This window comes from Flavobacterium sp. GT3P67 (assembly GCF_004349155.1).
In the GTDB taxonomy this organism is placed as follows: Bacteria; Bacteroidota; Bacteroidia; order Flavobacteriales; family Flavobacteriaceae; genus Flavobacterium; species Flavobacterium ranwuense.
In genome coordinates this window covers 366,919-387,275 of record NZ_SMLF01000002.1, presented here as the reverse complement: position 1 = coordinate 387,275, position 20,357 = coordinate 366,919, and the positions used below count along the sequence as shown (strand labels likewise).

General features: G+C 36.8%; 10 protein-coding genes. 4 read left to right on the top strand and 6 right to left on the bottom strand.

Going from position 1 to position 20,357, the window contains the following annotated elements:
• Positions 1-108: 108 nt before the first annotated feature.
• Positions 109-2,298, bottom strand: a complete 2,190-nt coding sequence (locus tag E0H99_RS06210; protein ID WP_131992507.1) for a glutamine synthetase III — start codon at positions 2,296-2,298, stop codon at positions 109-111.
• A 296-nt stretch (positions 2,299-2,594) separates the two neighbouring features.
• Here E0H99_RS06210 and E0H99_RS06205 point away from each other — a divergent pair, with 296 nt between their 5' ends.
• Positions 2,595-3,542 carry a TerC family protein gene (locus E0H99_RS06205; protein WP_131992504.1) on the top strand — a complete coding sequence of 316 codons (948 nt, stop codon included), beginning with the start codon at positions 2,595-2,597 and terminating at the stop codon, positions 3,540-3,542.
• Positions 3,543-3,609: 67 nt separating this feature from the next.
• Here E0H99_RS06205 and E0H99_RS06200 read toward each other — a convergent pair whose 3' ends face one another.
• Together E0H99_RS06200 and E0H99_RS06195 are read right to left on the bottom strand one after the other, a co-directional pair.
• Positions 3,610-4,119 carry a hypothetical protein gene (locus E0H99_RS06200; protein ID WP_131992501.1) on the bottom strand — a complete coding sequence of 170 codons (510 nt, stop codon included), beginning with the start codon at positions 4,117-4,119 and terminating at the stop codon, positions 3,610-3,612.
• 354 nt (positions 4,120-4,473) lie between these two features.
• Positions 4,474-4,974 carry a hypothetical protein gene (locus tag E0H99_RS06195; protein WP_131992498.1) on the bottom strand — a complete coding sequence of 167 codons (501 nt, stop codon included), beginning with the start codon at positions 4,972-4,974 and terminating at the stop codon, positions 4,474-4,476.
• Between the two features lie 157 nt (positions 4,975-5,131).
• On the opposite strand from E0H99_RS06195, the gene E0H99_RS17390 reads away from it, so the two are divergent.
• A complete protein-coding gene (locus E0H99_RS17390; protein ID WP_235832147.1) occupies positions 5,132-5,329 on the top strand; it encodes a DUF1543 domain-containing protein in 198 nt (65 codons plus the stop codon).
• Positions 5,330-5,486: 157 nt separating this feature from the next.
• Here the strand turns inward: E0H99_RS17390 and E0H99_RS06185 are convergent, their stop codons facing one another.
• Both E0H99_RS06185 and E0H99_RS06180 read right to left on the bottom strand, forming a co-directional pair.
• The gene (locus E0H99_RS06185; RefSeq protein ID WP_131992495.1) at positions 5,487-7,274 is read right to left on the bottom strand and encodes a T9SS type A sorting domain-containing protein; all 1,788 of its coding nucleotides are present in this window, start codon (positions 7,272-7,274) and stop codon (positions 5,487-5,489) included.
• Positions 7,275-7,758: 484 nt separating this feature from the next.
• Positions 7,759-13,143 (bottom strand): T9SS type A sorting domain-containing protein, encoded by a 5,385-nt coding sequence (locus tag E0H99_RS06180; RefSeq protein ID WP_131992492.1) that lies wholly within the window; start codon positions 13,141-13,143, stop codon positions 7,759-7,761.
• A 1,404-nt stretch (positions 13,144-14,547) separates the two neighbouring features.
• Here E0H99_RS06180 and E0H99_RS06170 point away from each other — a divergent pair.
• The gene (locus tag E0H99_RS06170) at positions 14,548-15,672 is read left to right on the top strand and encodes an SDR family oxidoreductase (RefSeq protein WP_131992489.1); all 1,125 of its coding nucleotides are present in this window, start codon (positions 14,548-14,550) and stop codon (positions 15,670-15,672) included.
• Positions 15,673-15,854: 182 nt separating this feature from the next.
• Here the strand turns inward: E0H99_RS06170 and E0H99_RS06165 are convergent, their stop codons facing one another.
• Positions 15,855-19,307: a methylmalonyl-CoA mutase family protein gene (locus E0H99_RS06165; protein ID WP_131992486.1), complete on the bottom strand. Its 3,453-nt coding sequence runs from the start codon at positions 19,305-19,307 to the stop codon at positions 15,855-15,857.
• A gap of 277 nt (positions 19,308-19,584) precedes the next feature.
• Between E0H99_RS06165 and E0H99_RS06160 the strand changes: the two genes are divergently transcribed.
• The gene (locus E0H99_RS06160; RefSeq protein WP_131992483.1) at positions 19,585-20,292 is read left to right on the top strand and encodes a DUF4197 domain-containing protein; all 708 of its coding nucleotides are present in this window, start codon (positions 19,585-19,587) and stop codon (positions 20,290-20,292) included.
• The last annotated feature ends 65 nt before the right edge of the window (positions 20,293-20,357 follow it).

The window sequence follows — 20,357 nt, the reverse complement described above, 5'->3', positions numbered from 1 at the left end:
AAAAAGTTATATTTTATTCTGAAATAACGCACAAATAAAAAAAATCGTATAAAAAAAACACCCGATTCACTATAAAAGCGGATCGGGTGAAATTAAAAAAAAAATCTTTTATTTTGTAAACAACAATTCTCTGTATTTAGTCAATGTCCATAATTCATTGTCAACTAATAATTCTAGTTTATCGCAGTGCTCACGGATTACTTCAAAATATGGTTTTACTGAATCGCAATATGCTTCCGCCATTTCTTGGGCATCAGTCAAAATATTTGCTTTCTTTCTTTCGTTTGTCATCGCTTCAACTTTAGAATTGATTCCTTCGATATGACCAGAAATCTCTCTGATTAAGATGATTTGCTCTTTGGCAATCGATTCAAATTCAGCTCCAAAAATATCTTTCAATCCTTTAACGTTTTCAATTAAAGTATTTTGGTAACGAATTGCAGTAGGAATTACGTGATTTTTAGAAATATCACCTAAAACTCTACCTTCAATTTGAATTTTCTTAGTGTACTCTTCCAATTCAATTTCGTAACGCGCTTCCACTTCAATGTGGTTCATGATACCCAATTCAGAAAACAAATCCAAAGCTTGTTTTGAAGCTCTCGCTTTTAATGCTTGCGGCGTTGTTTTGAAGTTGCTTAAACCTCTTTTTCCTGCTTCGATTTCCCATGCATCGCTGTATCCATCTCCTTCGAAGAGAATATTTTTAGAAACTTTGATATATTCTCTCAATACATTGAAGATCGCATCATCTTTCTTCATGTCTTTAGACTCGATCAAAGCATCAACTTCTTTTTTGAAATCTCTCAATTGTTTTGCTACAATGGCATTCAAAGTAGTCATTGCATTTGAACAGTTTGCAGTAGAACCCACGGCTCTGAACTCAAATTTATTTCCTGTAAAAGCAAATGGTGAAGTTCTGTTTCTGTCTGTATTATCCAAAAGTACATCTGGAATTTTACCTACTACATTTAATTTTAAATCTGTTTTTTCTTCTGGAGATAATTTTCCTGGAGTTACACCTTCTAATTCAGCTAAAACTTTTGTCAATTGTCCCCCAATAAACACAGAGATAATTGCCGGTGGCGCTTCATTTGCACCTAATCTATGATCATTACTTGCAGAAGCAATAGCTCCTCTCAATAATGCTTCATAATCATTAACCGCTTTGATCGTGTTGATAAAGAAAGTCAAAAACTGTAAGTTGCTCATTGGCGTTTTACTTGGACTTAATAAGTTAACTCCAGTATCAGTTGCCAATGACCAGTTGTTGTGTTTTCCTGAACCATTTACTCCTTTGAACGGTTTTTCATGGAATAATACTTTTAAATCATGACGTTCCGCCACTTTTTGCATTACATCCATTAATAAACAGTTGTGATCAACCGCTAAGTTTGTTTCTTCAAAAATAGGAGCCAATTCAAATTGATTTGGAGCCACTTCGTTATGACGCGTTTTAACCGGAATTCCTAACAACATACATTCTTGCTCTAAATCTCTCATGTACGTTAAAGCACGAGTTGGAATAGAACCAAAATAATGGTCATCTAATTGTTGTCCTTTTGCAGAAGTATGTCCAAGCAAAGTTCTTCCTGTCATCATAAGGTCAGGACGAGAATCTGCCAATGATCTGTCGATCAAGAAATATTCTTGCTCCCATCCTAAAGTTGCCGTAACTTTTTTGACATTTTTATCAAAATATTTACACACTTCGGTGGCAGCGTCGTCCATAACAGTCAAGGCTCTCAATAAAGGTGTTTTATAATCTAAAGCTTCTCCTGTATAAGAAATAAAAACGGTTGGAATACATAAAGTAGTTCCAAAAATAAATGCTGGAGATGTTGGATCCCAAGCGGTATATCCTCTTGCTTCAAATGTGTTTCTAATTCCTCCATTTGGGAAACTAGATGCATCTGGCTCTTGTTGTACTAATTGAGCACCACCAAATTTTTCTACCGGATCGCTACCATCATAAGATGTTTCGAAAAAAGCGTCATGCTTTTCAGCAGTAGTTCCTGTAAGTGGTTGAAACCAGTGTGTATAATGAGTTACTCCTTTTGACAGAGCCCACTCTTTCATACCCATGGCAATATAATCAGCTAATTTTCTGTCTATTTTAGTTCCATGCTGAACAGCACCTTGCACTCCTTTAAAAGCATCCGAAGTCAAATATTGCTTCATTGCTTTATCATTAAACACATTCGAACCAAAAATAGTTGATTTTCTATCGGTTTCTTCAAATTGAACAGGCTTTCTGTTTGATGCTTCTCTCAAAGCTTGAAAACGTAATGTTGACATAAAAAATTATTTTTATAGATTAAACCCCTAATATTTTGGTGCAAATATAATTCAATTATTACTTTTATGAAATTTTACCTCTATTTTTTATGGGCAATTAATTAATTTTATCAAATTCTTAAAAAACACGCTTAATAATAACAACATAATAATTTTAGTGATGCTATTTTTTTTAACTGTTATTTTCCATCAAAAAATTAAAACGCTATTTATTCTATAAAAAAACTTTAGATTAAATATTTAATGGAAGTTAAAAAACCAAAAAGTATCTTTGTACAACTTTAAATATTTTATTTATGATTGTCTGGATTTCTTTTTTAGCAGCAGTAATGATTTTTCTAGCTCTTGATTTGGGTGTTTTCAATAAGACACCACATATTATAAGTTCAAAAGAGGCTGGTAAATGGACGGCCATATGGGTCACATTATCCTTTATGTTTTCAGGAGTAGTGTATTGGCTTTACAGTAATAATTACATTGCTAATCCTGATGCATTGAAACCGGCAACTGCATCCATAAAGTTTATTACCGGTTATTTAATCGAATTATCTTTAAGCATAGACAACATATTTGTCATCGCTATAATCTTCTCCGCTTTTAAAATTCCACAAAAATACCAACACCGTGTTTTATTTTGGGGAATATTGGGTGCGATTGTCTTTAGAGGTTTGATGATCTTTTTTGGCGTTATGTTAATCAACAAATTTTCTTGGATGACGTATATTTTTGGGGCATTCCTGATCTACACTGCTATGAAAATGCTATTTAGCGGTGATGATGAACAATTTGAACCCAAAAAATCTTTTGTTTATAAAAGTCTCAAAAAAATAATGCCCATCTCAAATCATATTGATGAAGAGCATTTTTTTGTAAAAAGAAGGCATATAACAGCAGCAACACCTCTTTTTGTGGCACTTGTAGTTATTGAAGTTATGGATGTGGTTTTTGCTATTGACAGTGTTCCTGCAATTTTAGCGATAACAAATGATCCCTTTTTAGTTTTTAGCTCTAATATTTTTGCCATTTTAGGATTGCGATCCATGTATTTTTTCTTGGCTAATATGTTGGCAAAGTTCAGCTATCTCGAATACAGCCTTATTGCTATTTTGAGTTTTGTAGGATTAAAAATGCTACTTCATGATTTTATTGAAATTCCGGAATGGGGTTCCCTGGCTTTTATTGCATTATCACTTATAATAGGAATTGCAGTGTCGCTTAGAAAAAGCAGTAAAGAGTTTGTATAATAATTCAAAAAAACAGAACGCATAAAAAAAAGGAAATCTCACGATTTCCTTTTTTTATGATTAAAGCTTAAAAATTAATTTTTTGAATTTGACTTTCATTAATATTTAATGCTTTGATAACTTCTGCATAGTTGTTTGTATTCAAAGTTTTAGAAAAACTTCCTGGGACAATTATTATTCTTAAAACTTGGTTTGATTTAAATTCATTTGGAACCGTCGATAAATCATTCCCAACTAAATAAATATCTACATCGTTTACAGTGAAATCAAAATCAAATCCAAAATTTAAGGTTCCACTAGGAGAGTAATGTGTTTCTGGCAATAATTTCCAAACATCTTTGCCTTGAAACACTCCTGTAAGTCTATAAACTAAAACCACGTCCGACTCAAAAATAGGTGGGTCAAACAGAACCGTTTTGGTGAAATTATTTGATGAACTAAACGAAACATTCGTAACTTCAATAACCTCGGCTATTAATCCGTCCTGCCCGTCTTGTCCGGGTATTCCTTCTGGTCCTTCACAACTTGAAAATATTGTTATTCCGATAACCGCTAAAAGTGAAATTATTTTTTTCATAATATGGGTTTTTTAAATTCCCATTAAAGATATCTCTAAAATAATAAACAAAAAAAAATATTTTCCTAATTTTTATCTAAAATATTTGAATTGTTTTTCCATCAATCACCGCATGTTAAAATCAATAGTAATTCATCTAGGTCTTTGATATTTTCAGCCTTAAACTGGCTAAAATCAGCCCTATTCGTCAGTTCGAACGCAGTCGAAAACCTTCATCGTATCTCGATTTTAGTTTATCCTGGACGAAGTTAAAGAGTTCGATATGACAAAAATATATTGATTAATGTTATAAACTGAATTAAAAGCATAAAAAAAGGAAATCGTGAGATTTCCTTTTTTTATTAAAAGAATATTTTACAAATCAATTTTCTTAACCTCAGTCTTGCTAACACTTAATGCTGACATTACGGAGTCAATATTATTTTTATTAACTGTTTTGGCAAAACCATCTGGTATAATTACAATTCTAAAAGTTTGACTTTGCGTCCAGCTTGGCTCTAAAGTATTAAGACTGAAATTAGCCGAAAGAAAGATTTTAACATCAAATCTAGTATAATCAAAATTAAAATTTAATTCCCCTCCATCATTAAAATAATACGTTTGAGGCATTAATTTCCAAATATCTTGCCCATTTACAGTATCATACAAATGATATACTAAAACGGAATCAGAGGAGTAAAGTGGCGGATCAAATACGACCAAACGACTATAATTATTATTGGAATTGAATGAAGTTGTAACTTCAAACACTTCTGTTCTAGGGCCATTATCCACATCATCATATACTTCAGTTACTTCGCAACTTTGTAGTGTCATCATCCCGATGAAAACTAAAAATAAGGTAATTTTTTTCATTCGTTATAGCTTTAATAATTTATACTTTAAAACTCTATTCATGAATTGTGCCAAAGTTTATTTTAAAAAATAATGCACTTTTGGGAAATGGAAAAAGAACTTAAATTACACATGATAATGTTAGGCTGTACATCAGAAGGCCGGTTAATAGAACAGCATGATATTTTTTTTTGGAATTGGTAATTCCTTGAAAGAATTGATTCCACACATGAATACTTTTTGGCCCGAAGCCAAAGGAAAACTTCTCATTGATACTTGGCGAGAAGCTTTTGTGATGAAAAGCTTCTCGATACTTTTTGGCTTATTAAACTCCCGTTTCAAAACATCTTATTTCAAGCCAAAAAACTCGAAGTGACGGTACGAAATAACGAAACAAAATGCCTGAATCGAACTGACGTTTTTTAATCACATTCGACGGGTTAAACTAACAATTAGACAGTCGCATATCGAATTAGCGCACAAAAAAAGCATCCGCGAAAACGGATGCTTTTTAGTTAAAATTAGTTTTATAATTATTCAGAAGAAATTACTTTTTTAATACTGCTTCCGCGATTAGTAGTTACTTTTACAACATAAACTTGGTCTCTTCCTCTATTCAATTTTAGATCAAGCGTAACTTCTTTATTCAAATAACTATTGGTATCGGATTTAGAAAGAACCGAAATACCTTGTGAATCAAACACTTCTATTTTTACATCCGATTTGTAGTCAAAATCATATCTTATGGTAAGCTGATCTTTGAAAGGAACAGGGTACGTAGTAAAACCTGCAGTTTCAGTTTTTGTTTCTATCGGCGCAACGGCTTCAGTAGTTTTAGCAGCTTGTGAGGGTGCCGCACAAGTAGCCGTTGCACTACTGCAATTAGCCGGAGAAGAAGTACAATTAGCTGGGCTCGTAGCTGTAACACTTGGATTAGAACCTGCCGCAAGATTACTGAATATAACTGGCACATTTGCCACAGCCATAACACCTGGATTAGCACCATTTAATTTGTAAGTGTATCCAATAATAGGATTACAAACCTCGATACTACCAGTTGCTGGCCCACAAAGTGACGGCTGAGTTATTTTTAATGAAGGTGCTGATGGCGTTGCAGGTTGTGAATTTACAGTAATATTATCCCCTGCTGTACTACATATACCAATGGAAGCAGCAAATTCATAAATACCAGGGACTACTGAACTAAACACTCCGCTAACGGCTGTGTATTTTAAAACATCTGATTGCTTAAGCGTATAGGCAACTGCATTAACAGGTGATGTTACATTAACGGTTCCCGTAGCAATAGAACAGGTTGGCTGAACAACTGTAGCCGCTGGTTTCGCAATTGGAGTCGGTCCTCCAACTGTTTTAGGTATAATAATACTACAGTTATTAGGAAGAGTAGAATCTGTTATCGTAACATTGTAATTACCGACAGCAAGATTGGTAAAAATTGTTGAGCCACCAGCAACAACGGGAACTGGAGTACCATTTCCTAATTTGACACTATAAGGTGGCAAACCACCAAATGGAGCCACAGTAATAGAACCTCCTGCAGTACAAGTAGCATTGACAGCTGTAAGAGTTCCATTAACCCCTGCATTAATTTCTATAAAAGGTAAGGTACCGCATTTCGGAGCAATTTTACTTGATTCCAATGGACATGACGCATTATCAGTTGCTGCAGTCCATGCTAAATACAAATTAGTAATCACCAATCTTTGCCCACACAAATATGTAACATTCCCAAAATTCAAAGCTGTTATCTGATTGGGAGGAAGTGCAGCTTCATACCCTGGAAGTGGAGTACTATTACATCCGCTTATTGACTCAGAAGAAACGAAAGTAGTACCATTATATCTCTCTAACGTTCCCCAGAAAGCAAAAGACGTTCTGTTTGATCCTGTAGTATTGTTAATAGATAATGTCAAGGTTCTGATCACAGTATTGCCCGGAGTACATGAATTACATGGATCTCCACCAGTCAGCTTTGCTTCAACTAATTGTAAATCTTTGGAAGTACATCTCTTAGGATCTGGAAAAACTTGTGCAAATACATTAAAAGAACTTAAGTAACTAACTATTAAAAACATACATGCATTTCTAAAAGAAAAAAAAGTTCTCTCACCCAATAGCTTCAATAAACTATCATGAATAAAACATCGGATATGAGTACTGTTTATTAGTGATTTTGGATAAAAATCTGATTCATTGAACGTTAAAAAGCCTAATGATGATATTTTGTTTTTCGGTAAAAAGCAACCTATTATTTTACTAGGTAAATGTCCGAAAAACTGCTGAAGTGTAGTATTTTTCATAATATTGTAATTTTACTCCATAGTTGTTAAAAAATAGGAAACCAGTAAACTTGGGAAAGAAAAAATCATATAAAACGAAATACCTCCATAAGAGTTCATGAAGTAAACTATCGTCAAAAGAATATTTTATTTTGGGGGAATAAACTACCTTTTATTAACCAAATTGGGGCTTTAAAAGAAACTTAAAAACCTTAATTTCAAATTAATAAATAAGTTAAAAAAAGAAAGTTTTTCGATTTAAGCGATAAGCTTCCCGTATTAAAAAACACCTTCAAAAAAATTGAAGAACTCCTTCATCAAAAGGATATTTTATTGCGTAGAACAATAACTAAATTCTTTTTATTTACCAATGTAGGGGCTTTACAAAATAATCTAAAATCAATTTAAAAAAAAAGGGATAAATAAACCTCGAAAGCAAAAGCTTTCGAGGTTTAATTTTATACTCTAATCCGTTTATTTTTTGGACCAGATGATTATTTACAACCTATTTTGAAGAAATTACTTTTTTCACACTACTTCCTCTGTTGGTAGTTACTTTTACAACATACACTTCTGATCTATCTACATGAGAATTAAGATTTAGTGTAACTTCTTTGTTCAAATAACTATTACTATCCATTTTTGAAAGTACTGAAACACCTTGTGAATTAAGTACATCGATTTTTACATCAGATACATAATCAAAATTATATCTAACAGTAAGTTGGTCTTTGAAAGGAACAGGATAGGCATCAAAACTTGCTTTATCACCCAAGCCATCTCCTCCTTTTGTAGCACTAGTTCCTCCTAACGGACATCCTGAATTATTAAGAATATCCAATTGAGTTGCTAATTTTCCAGGTGCGCTTCCTCCTGCTAAATAGGCCGCATTAACGGCATCTATAACTGATTGCGGACTATCAGAATAAGGTGCAGGATAATCAACTTCGTCGCTACAAGTATTCAATAAAGCGGCTACTCCTTGACGAGCTAAATTAAAAATACCTCCACCACCTAAATTCAGCGCTTGCAATAAAGTTAAATCAGCAAGATTGGACGGTGCATTTACAAACACATCTCCAAACAACATTGAAGGAGTATAGTTTGAACACCATCTATTAGTATGGTTTTTCCAGTATCCTAAAGTACAACCCTCAAATGCACAAATTTGATTAGTAACCAGAACCACATCAGAAGCGGTACATCCATTTACTGGATCAGTAACGGTTAATGTGTACGTACCGGCTGCATTTACAGTTGGTGTAGCTGTTGTAGCTCCAGAAACAATGTTTCCGCCATTGCTGGCAATCCAGGAGAAAGTTGCTCCTGCTGTAGAGGAAGATCCTGATAATAATGCAGTAGTTTGACCACATAATATCTGAACATCAACCCCTGCATTTACATTAGGCGGCGTATTATTTAAGGTTACTAAAGCTACGTCGGTAGCAGTACATCCATTTAATGGATCAGTAACAGTTAATGTATACGTACCGGCTGCATTTACAGTTGGTGTAGCTGTGGTAGCACCCGAAACGATGTTACCGCCAAGACTCGCAACCCAAGAGAAAGTAGCACCTGCTGTTGTGGAAGAACCACTCAAGGCGATTGAAGTTATCGTACAAGTCAATACTTTGTCAGCCCCTGCATTTGCGTTAGGTGCAGTATTGTTTAACGTTACTAAGGCTACATCAGTAGCAGTACATCCATTGGCTGGATTAGTAACAGTTAATGTATATGTACCCGCTGCATTTACTGTTGGTGTGGCTGTGGCAGCACCGGAAACGATGTTTCCGCCAAGACTTGCAACCCAAGAGAAAGTAGCCCCCGCTGTTGTAGATGAACCACTCAAGGCAATTGAAGTTATGGTACAAGTCAATACCTTATCAGCTCCTGCATTTGCATTTGGTGCAGTATTGTTAAGTGTTACTAAGGCTACATCAGTAGCGGTACATCCATTGGCTGGATTAGTAACAGTTAATGTATATGTACCCGCTGCATTTACTGTTGGTGTAGCTGTGGTAGCTCCAGAAACGATGTTACCGCCAAGACTCGCAACCCAAGAGAAGGTAGCGCCTGCTGTTGTAGACGAACCGCTCAAGGCGATTGAAGTTATCGTACAAGTCAATACTTTGTCTGCTCCTGCATTTGCATTTGGTGTATTAGCATCAAGAGTTACTAACGCTACATCAGTAGCAGTACATCCATTGATTGGATTAGTAACGGTTAATGTATACGTACCGGCTGCATTTACAGTTGGTGTAGCTGTTGTAGCACCCGAAACGATGTTTCCACCAAGACTCGCAACCCAAGAGAAGGTAGCGCCTGCTGTTGTAGACGAAGCACTCAACGCAATTGAAGTTATGGTACAAGTCAACACTTTATCGGCTCCTGCATTCGCGTTTGGTGCCGTATTGTTTAACGTTACTAAAGCTACGTCGGTAGCAGTACATCCATTTAATGGATCAGTAACAGTTAATGTATACGTACCGGCTGCATTTACAGTTGGTGTGGCTGTGGTAGCACCCGAAACGATGTTACCGCCAAGACTCGCAACCCAAGAGAAGGTAGCACCTGCTGTTGTGGAGGAACCACTTAAGGCGATTGAAGTTATCGTACAAGTCAATACTTTGTCAGCCCCTGCATTTGCGTTAGGTGCAGTATTGTTTAACGTTACTAAGGCTACATCAGTAGCAGTACATCCATTTAATGGATTAGTAACAGTTAATGTATATGTACCCGCTGCATTTACTGTTGGTGTGGCTGTGGTAGCACCCGAAACGATGTTTCCGCCAAGACTTGCAACCCAAGAGAAAGTAGCCCCTGCTGTTGTGGATGAACCACTCAAGGCAATTGAAGTTATGGTACAAGTCAATACCTTATCAGCTCCTGCATTTGCATTTGGTGCAGTATTGTTAAGTGTTACTAAGGCTACATCAGTAGCGGTACATCCATTGGCTGGATTAGTAACAGTTAATGTATATGTACCCGCTGCATTTACTGTTGGTGTAGCTGTGGTAGCTCCAGAAACGATGTTACCGCCAAGACTCGCAACCCAAGAGAAGGTAGCGCCTGCTGTTGTAGACGAACCGCTCAAGGCGATTGAAGTTATCGTACAAGTCAATACTTTGTCTGCTCCTGCATTTGCATTTGGTGTATTAGCATCAAGAGTTACTAACGCTACATCAGTAGCAGTACATCCATTTACTGGATCAGTAACGGTTAATGTATACGTACCGGCTGCATTTACAGTTGGTGTAGCTGTTGTAGCACCCGAAACGATGTTTCCACCAAGACTAGCAACCCAAGAGAAGGTAGCGCCTGCTGTTGTAGAGGAACCACTCAACGCAATTGAAGTTATGGTACAAGTCAGCATTTTATCGGCTCCTGCATTGGCATTTGGTGCCGTATTGTTTAACGTTACTAAAGCTACATCGGTAGCAGTACATCCATTGGCTGGATCGGTAACTGTTAACGTATACGTACCGGCTGCATTTACAGTTGGTGTAGCTGTGGTAGCACCCGAAACGATGTTACCGCCAAGACTCGCAACCCAAGAGAAAGTAGCACCTGCTGTTGTGGAGGAACCACTCAAGGCGATTGAAGTTATTGTACAAGTCAATACTTTGTCAGCTCCTGCATTTGCGTTAGGTGCAGTATTGTTTAACGTTACTAAGGCTACATCAGTAGCAGTACATCCATTGGCTGGATTAGTAACAGTTAATGTATATGTACCCGCTGCATTTACTGTTGGTGTAGCTGTGGCAGCACCGGAAACGATGTTACCGCCAAGACTCGCAACCCAAGAGAAGGTAGCGCCTGCTGTTGTGGAGGAACCGCTCAAGGCAATTGAAGTTATGGTACAAGTCAATACCTTATCAGCGCCAGCATTTGCGTTAGGTGCAGTATTGTTTAACGTTACTAAGGCTACATCAGTAGCAGTACATCCATTGGCTGGATCAGTAACAGTTAACGTATACGTACCCGCAGCATTTACAGTTGGTGTAGCTGTGGTGGCTCCAGAAACGATGTTACCGCCAAGACTCGCAACCCAAGAGAAGGTAGCTCCTGCTGTTGTAGACGAACCGCTCAAGGCTATTGAAGTTATAGTACAAGTTAAAACTTTATCTGCTCCTGCATTAGCGTTAGGTGCCGTATTGTTTAACGTTACTAAGGCTACATCAGTAGCAGTACATCCATTGGCTGGATCAGTAACAGTTAATGTATACGTACCTGCTGCATTTACAGTTGGTGTTGCTGTTGCAGCACCAGAAACGATGTTTCCACCAAGACTCGCAACCCAAGAGAAGGTAGCGCCTGCTGTTGTGGAGGAGCCGCTCAAGGCAATTGAAGTAGTGGTACAATTCAACACTTTGTCTGCTCCTGCATTGGCATTTGGCGGCGTATTGTTTAACGTTACCAAGGCTACATCGGTAGCGGTACATAAACTATTGGCTGCACTGGTAACGGTTAAGGTATACGTACCTGTCGCATTAACAATTGGTGTGGCTGTATTTGCTCCTGAAACGATGTTTCCACCATTACTTGCAACCCAAGAGAATGTCCCTCCTGATGTGGTTGAACTTCCGCTTAATGCAATGGAAGTTGTTGTACAAGTTAAAACTTTATCTGCACCGGCATTAGCATTTGGAGTAAAATCCAAATTCAACTGAACGGGAGCTCCCGGAAAATCCTTTAATTCAGATTGCGTTGAATTTCCTGAAGACCGTGTTCTAATAAACAGCGTACTGAGTGTAAAGCATGGATTACTATTCGCTGCGAACACTTGTGTAAGATTGATAGCACCCTCAGCCCATTGATTAGGAGCATAAACACCAGGAAAGGTTCCATAGGTATCAAAGGGTACTGTGGTAGTCGAGAAGTTATTGGTAATATAAATTTCGCCCAAAAACTCAGAGTTGGGATGAACTACATATTCATAACCGCCTCCTGCTATTGCCTCCCATTTCCGAATCACGACGGTAGCATCACCGCCTCCCTGGGTAAATTCAATAGTGACCAATACGTCACCGACTGTACGACCACCCTGAGTTCCTAAGGTAGTAAATCCGCCACTGCCACCTGTGATTGGTGCAACACCAGTTGTGGGGTCAACGGCGCCAAAGGTGGCACCAGTAATCGTTAAGGGAGCCTGCAAAAACTCGAAATCTATGTAACTGCTCCCATTGGTCACCTGACGGTCACCTGCAAAAAGAGCCCACAAATCCGTAGCTACTCCAGGTCCACTAGTACCCGAAACAAAGGTTAGACCATCAATACTTACTCCTCCTGTTACACCTGGATCACCATAACTAAAATGAGCGCCCGTGTTTTGGATTTCGTTTTTGGGAGGTGAAGATCCTGCTCCCCAAGTATAGGTGTTTGGATTATCATTTATTTTATTGGAAGAGGTGAATATGGTTGGATCATTTTGATAAGCATCCTTCAACTGATAGGTAACCGGCACAGTGACCGTGGCAGTGGGTTTGTAAAAAACTTCACCGGTAAATGGGTTAATCAAGCCATGACCGGCTATAGTAGGATGCAATTTGTCAAACAAGTCGCCTACAAATTCATACATAGTGCCAATAGGTTCATGAGCAAAGGCGTCGCCGTCAATTGCATGCCCGGCAGTCCCACCCACATTTAAGGGCGGTGATACAGGTGCTACCCCTTGAATGTTCTGCGCATTAACCGTATAACCCGTCATTAAAATTGCCACCAACATAAGGGGCAAAGCAAGCGACTGGCGCCAATAGTTGAGCGATAACCTTGACAGCCGATTAAGAAGAGCCGTGAAATTAAATTTTGAGAAACCTGCGTTGAAACGCCAGGAAAAAGTGCGGCAATAGTCTTGCACACTTTTTATCGTAGAGAATATAAATTTTTTCATAATAATTTGGTTTTAAGACCATATTATTAATAAGTAAAGTGCAAGTAGAAGTTGGGTTTTCGAAAAATTGAAAAGTCCTGTTTCATAGAGTGTAGTTTAATACCATAAATTAGAAAAAAAGGAAGTTACAAATCGGGGCATTAAAAATTGATAAGTTACGAACCAACCTTCATAAACGCATTTATGAAGTACGCCATCATTCAAAGGATTTTTATTGTGGGGAACAATAACTAAATTCTTTTATTAACCAGATTGTTGCTTTAAAAAGCAATCTTACAAACTCTAATCTAAAACAATCAGCATTGAAATTAATAAAATAGACACAAACAAAAGTTTTCTAACTCAGCGAGAAAACTTAAAAAAAACGAAACAACTTCAAAAAACACCTACATGAAGTACTCCATCATCCAAAGAATTTTTTTATTATGAGGAATAAAAAAATCTTTTATTAACCTAAAAGTCGTTAGTATAAAACGACTTAATTATGAAAAATTTTGTTAACCAAAGTTAGGTATTACATCAAAAAAAGAAAACAAAAAAAACCTAAACAAGACAAAATTCTATTATTCCCGACAAGAGACACTATTCGCTAAGAAAAGGTTTACAGCTATAAAATATTAATACTGAATTACTGGTTAACTAATTGATAATCAGCTAATTAAATAATTTATTATTTAAATTTTGTTAATAAAAAAACAATGTTAAAAACAATAAAATTATTTAACACATGGATTATTAATGTCGATTTTTTACCCAACATCTCATTAAAAATATCCAAATCTTATAAGTATTAAAAATGATTGCTATTTTAAGCTTTCAAAAACTTCATAAGGGTCTAAAACATTGATTTTTATTCTTCCAGAATAGTATGAGGCTCTAAAAATGGCACTAAAAAAGACCCTTCATTGCTGAAAGGTCTTTTGTGTTAAAAATTACAATTCGATTCTAATTTCTATTTTACGACAACAGTATTGTTTCTTAAAATTTTGCTAAAAAATAACACATGAGAAGACAAGGCATTTTCCCAATATTCCCAAGTATGTGCTCCTGGGCGTTCGTATAATCATGAGAAAGTATATTGGGAAAATCTTCCAGCATATGTTCCTGAACCTAATAGATGCAAAAAATGTTTAAAATGATAATTGTTATCATTTTACTTTTGGACATTCTAAAAAGGAGTTTTAGTAGTTTCCCAAGAATTAATACTTGGGTGCTTAGTCAAAATTTAAAAAAATTCATAAATAAGACAAAAAAATTAGTAACTTTACTAGACTTTTCCGAAAAAGGAACAAATAACAACTGTCTGAATATCACCTACTTTAAGACTCGTCTATTCCTTTTCTTATACCTTTTTTCTCTTAGTTTATTAATCTAATTCAGTATCCAATTAAAAGAACACTTACGATGAAAATAATACTTACAGGTGCAACGGGCGTTTTGGGTTCTCAAATCATGTATGAAATTCTCGAACTATTCATAAACGAGGGAATTGACGGGAAACTTTTCTTGATTTCCAGAAGCAAAGGAAAAAAAACTGCCTTGGACCGCATAAACGAATTGCTATCTAGCAACTATACACCCCAAATCCTAAAAGAGAAAGGGCTTGAAAAATTAGACCAATACATCGAAATCATCGATACGGATTTGGATTCTATAAAGGAGAATTTTTCAAATAAGATTGATGGCGCCTATTTTATCCATTCGGCAGGGTTTGTCAATTTATCGACAGATGAGGAGCATCGTGAGAAAATATTTGATGAAAACACTAAGAATACCAAAGTCATTTTAAACAATTTTCATCATTTCATAAAAAAATTCATTTACATTGGAACAGCTTTTTCCTCTGGAGAACGCACGGGATTAGTAGACAACGACTTTCATAATCTGGATTTCGTCCCAAAGCATCGCAACGCTTATGAAAATGCCAAATTTCATTCGGAAAACTTTGTAGCCAAACGATGTAAAGCCTTGGGATTACCTTTTCAAATACTGCGTCCAAGCGTTATTTGCGGAAAAATGTTAGGAACCGAAAACAACTATTTCATCTCCAAATACATGGTTTTCTACCTCTTGGCCAAATTTTTCCACTTTGCTGCCCAAAGAAAAACCGAACAGGAAAATGTGCGCTTTATGATTAATGAAAAAACCGGCTTGAATATCATTCCTGTCGATTATGTGGCCAAAGTGATTGTTTCCGTTTTCAGAAGAGATGACATTCAACAACTCAATATTGTCAGCCATAATAGCTTAAATCTCGTGAAGGGATTGGAATTGATTATGAAGGAAGTTGGATACACCAATTATACCATAATTAAAAACAGCCCGCATTTCGAGTATCAAAACACCACCGAAAAATTGTATTACGAGAGCATAGGCAAACACCTAAAACCCTATCTCGTGTCCAGTGCCAAACAATTTAACACTACTTTATTAAATTCCATTCTAGAAATTCCAATACTTGATGATGAAACATTTACTCAATTGATTAGATACGCTAGATTAAACAATTTCAAAGATGTCAACGTTTAATTTTGTTCCCTAATTAAGTATTCTTTACAGTTCTGATGGATTCCGATAGCTATCGGAGGAGGAAACTCCACACAGTTATTAGACACCGTTTGAGGTGAGAGTTTGAGATAAATGTTTGTAATACGAAAAAGACCTCTCATCACTGAAAGGTCTTTTATAAAATCTATTACTATAAATGTAGTTTACATATTTCTTCTGTATTGACCACCCACTTCAAATAAAGCCGAAGTGATTTGTCCCAAAGAACAAACTTTCGTCGCCTCCATTAAGTGTTCGAATAAATTTTCGTTTTTAATGGCCGCTTCCTGAAGCGTATTTAAATGTTCCTTTACTAAATCCTGATTGGACTGATGTAAATGGTTCAACATATCAATTTGGTATTGTTTTTCTTCTTCGGTGGCACGAATTACTTCGGCTGGAATAACCGTTGGAGAACCTTTGGAACTTAAAAAAGTATTTACACCAATAATTGGGAATTCACCTGTATGTTTTAAAGTTTCGTAATACAAGCTTTCTTCTTGAATTTTAGAACGTTGGTACATGGTTTCCATAGCGCCAAGCACACCTCCACGCTCTGTAATTCGGTCGAATTCCAATAAAACAGCAGCTTCCACTAAATCCGTTAGTTCTTCGATAATGAAAGCACCTTGAATTGGATTTTCATTTTTAGCCAATCCTAATTCTTTATTAATAATCAATTGGATTGCCATTGCTCGACGTACGGATTCTTCCGTAGGCGTTGTAATTGCTTCATCATAGGCATTGGTGTGCAATGAATTACAGTTATCATAAATCGCATACAAAGCTTGCAAAGTCGTACGAATATCATTGAAGTCAATTTCCTGTGCGTGCAAAGAACGTCCAGAAGTCTGAATGTGGTATTTCAACATTTGAGCCCGTTCGTTAGCGCCGTATTTATTTTTCATGGCTTTCGCCCAAATTTTACGTGCCACCCGACCAATAACTGCGTATTCCGGATCTACTCCATTCGAGAAAAAGAAAGATAAATTTGGTCCAAAATCATTGATGCTCATTCCACGACTCAAATAATATTCCACATACGTGAAACCATTCGATAATGTGAAAGCCAACTGCGTGATAGGATTTGCTCCTGCTTCGGCAATGTGATACCCTGAAATAGAAACCGAATAAAAGTTTCTAACATTTTTAGTAATGAAATATTCCTGCACGTCGCCCATTAATCGAAGGGCAAATTCAGTAGAGAAAATACAGGTATTTTGTGCTTGATCTTCTTTAAGAATATCTGCTTGAACTGTTCCACGAACTTGAGATAGCGTTCTTGTTTTGATTTCGTTATAAACATCCAAAGGTAAAACCTGATCTCCGGTAACGCCCAAAAGCATCAACCCTAAACCGTTGTTTCCTTCCGGCAAACCGCCTTGATAATGCGGTCTTTCGACTCCTTTTGCTGCATATATTTTGTTGATTTTTACTTCAACTTCTTTTTCAAGACCGTTTTCTTTGATGTAAAACTCACATTGTTGATCAATCGCTGCATTCATGAAAAAGCCTAACAACATGGGTGCCGGGCCATTAATAGTCATACTTACCGAAGTCATCGCATGGACCAAATCGAAACCGGAATATAATTTTTTGGCATCATCCAAGCAACAAATAGACACTCCGGCATTCCCTATTTTTCCATAAATATCAGGACGTACATGTGGATCATTTCCGTATAAAGTCACACTGTCAAAAGCAGTCGACAATCGTTTTGCAGGCAATCCTGCACTCACATAATGAAAACGTTTGTTGGTTCTTTCCGGTCCGCCTTCACCGGCAAACATTCTTGATGGATCTTCTCCCTCCCGTTTGAAAGGATATAAACCTGCTGTAAAAGGAAATTCTCCAGGAACATTTTCCTGCAAACACCAACGTAAAATATCGCCCCAAGCTTGGTACTTTGGTAATGCTATTTTCGGTATTTGAGAATGAGAAAGTGATTCCGTATGCGTAGCCATTTTTATTTCTCTGTCACGAACTTTAAAGGTATAAACCGGATTCTTGTACTTGTTTACTTTTTCGTTCCAAGTCAATAAAATTTCCCAATTGTACGGATCTAAATCCATTTTTACTTTATCGAATTGATTCAGTAAAAGATTTAGAAAAATTTTATTTTCAGCAACCCCTTGTTTTACGAGTTCCAGAGCGCTTGGCAATACAGAGTCATCATCAATACCAGTTTTATTTATAACTGGAAATTTTCCCGAAACACTTTCAATCGTTTTAAAAATACCGTATAATTTTTGAGCTACTTGTTCTTGGCTTACCGCCGTAACATCATATTTCCTGTTGCTTTCGGCAATTTCAGATAAATAACGCGTTCTGTGTGGCGGAATAACGAAGATTTTTTCGCTCATTTCGCGCGTGATTTGAAACGTTGATTTCAAATCAGAATTCGTTTTTTCATGGACTTTATCCATGATCGCTTTGTACAGCGTATTCATTCCCGGATCGTTGAACTGCGAAGCAATCGTCCCGAAAACCGGAAGTGTATCTAAATTAGCATCCCAAAGATTATGGTTACGTTGGTATTGTTTTTTCACGTCTCGTAACGCATCAAGAGAACCGCGTTTGTCGAATTTGTTTATTGCTACCAAGTCAGCAAAATCAAGCATATCGATTTTTTCCAATTGGGTTGCAGCACCAAATTCCGGTGTCATTACATATAAGGATACATCAGAATGGTCCATAATCTCCGTATCGGATTGACCGATTCCCGAAGTCTCCAAGATAATAATATCATATTTTGCTGCTTTAATCACTTGAATCGCATCGGCAACATATTTAGACAAAGCCAAATTCGATTGACGTGTTGCCAATGAACGCATGTAAACACGAGGATTATTGATGGCATTCATACGGATTCTATCTCCCAACAATGCACCACCCGTTTTTCTTTTGGATGGATCGACAGATATTAATCCGATTGTTTTTTCCGGGAAATCGATTAGAAAACGACGCACTAATTCATCCACTAATGATGACTTTCCTGCTCCACCCGTTCCTGTAATTCCAAGAACCGGAATCGTACTGTTTTCATTCTTTTTTTGGATTGCTTCCAAAGTTTTGGCCGCTACATCAGGGAAATTTTCTGCTGATGAAATGATTCTGCCAATTGCTTTTGGATTTTTTTCTTCCAAATGATCGATTTCATCGCTTAGTTTGTCTCCGATAGGGTAATCAGATTGTTGTACTAAATCATTTATCATTCCCTGCAATCCCATAGCGCGTCCATCATCTGGCGCATAAATTCTGGTGATTCCGTACGCTTGCAATTCGGCAATTTCAGAAGGCAGAATTACACCTCCGCCGCCACCAAATATTTTGATTTGCCCTGCTCCTTTTTCTTGAAGCAAGTCATACATGTATTTGAAATATTCGTTATGCCCTCCTTGATAGGATGTTATTGCAATAGCATTGGCATCTTCTTGTATCGCAGTATTTACTACTTCTTCAACGCTGCGGTCGTGGCCCAAATGGATTACCTCAACACCTGTAGACTGAATAATCCTACGCATAATGTTGATTGCGGCATCGTGACCGTCAAAAAGTGCAGCTGCGGTAACAATTCTTACTTTATTGTTAGGGATATATGGCTTTTGTTGCTCCATTTTATGAATATGATAATTTAAGCCTGCAATTTACGATTTTATTTTAAAAATCATTTGATATTGCTTCTGGTTGTTAATAAATAAGGAAGAATTTTGTTATTTAGCCCCGATTAAAGCGGCATCCCTCGCTTTTTTTGGCGAGGATATAGCGGAAAGCGGGACAAATGTTGATTAATAAACTAAAGTTTGTGCTCCTAAAGAATAGTTGGCTTTGTTTTTGAATAAATAGTATTTTTACAAAAGCCATATGGCACATCAAGAAAAAAAGTAATTTACGATGAAAAAAATTTTAATGGTAATGATGGCGGTTTCACTTTCCGGTTGTGCAGAAATGCAACAGGTTTTGAATCAATTGCCACAGACGCAAGGAATTGGCGGTGTTGATATTGCAGGAGGCTTGAAGGAAGCGCTGAATAATGGGATTTCGAAACAGGTAACAAAATTGACCGCAGTAGATGGTTTTTACAGAAATGAAGCCGTAAAAATTTTATTGCCGGAAGAATTGAGAAAAGTGGATGCTGGTTTAAGAAGAATAGGACTCAGTTCTTTGGCTGACGAAGGGTTGAAAGTGTTGAATCGTGCTGCTGAAGACGCGGTTAAGGAAGCGACTCCAATATTTGTTGACGCCATCAGAAACATGACTTTTATGGATGCCAAATCGATTTTGATGGGAAATGAAAGTTCGGCTACGAATTATTTACAAAACAGTACTTCAACTGCTTTGTACGGAAAATTTAATCCTGTGATTAAAAATTCGTTTACTAAAGTGGGTGCAGATAAAGTTTGGACCAACATTATTACAAAATACAACAGTATTCCTTTAGTAAATAAAGTGAATCCAGATTTGACTGATTACGTCACCAATCAAGCGTTGAATGGCGTTTTTAAGATGGTTGCCGTTGAAGAGAAAAACATCAGAACAAATTTGAGTGCCAGAACTTCTGTTTTATTGCAAAAGGTTTTTGCGATGCAGGACAAAAGATAACTTGAAATTCGGCGGCTAAAATAGCGGCATTAATAACCCCGGATTTTATCAAAAAAGACCTATTG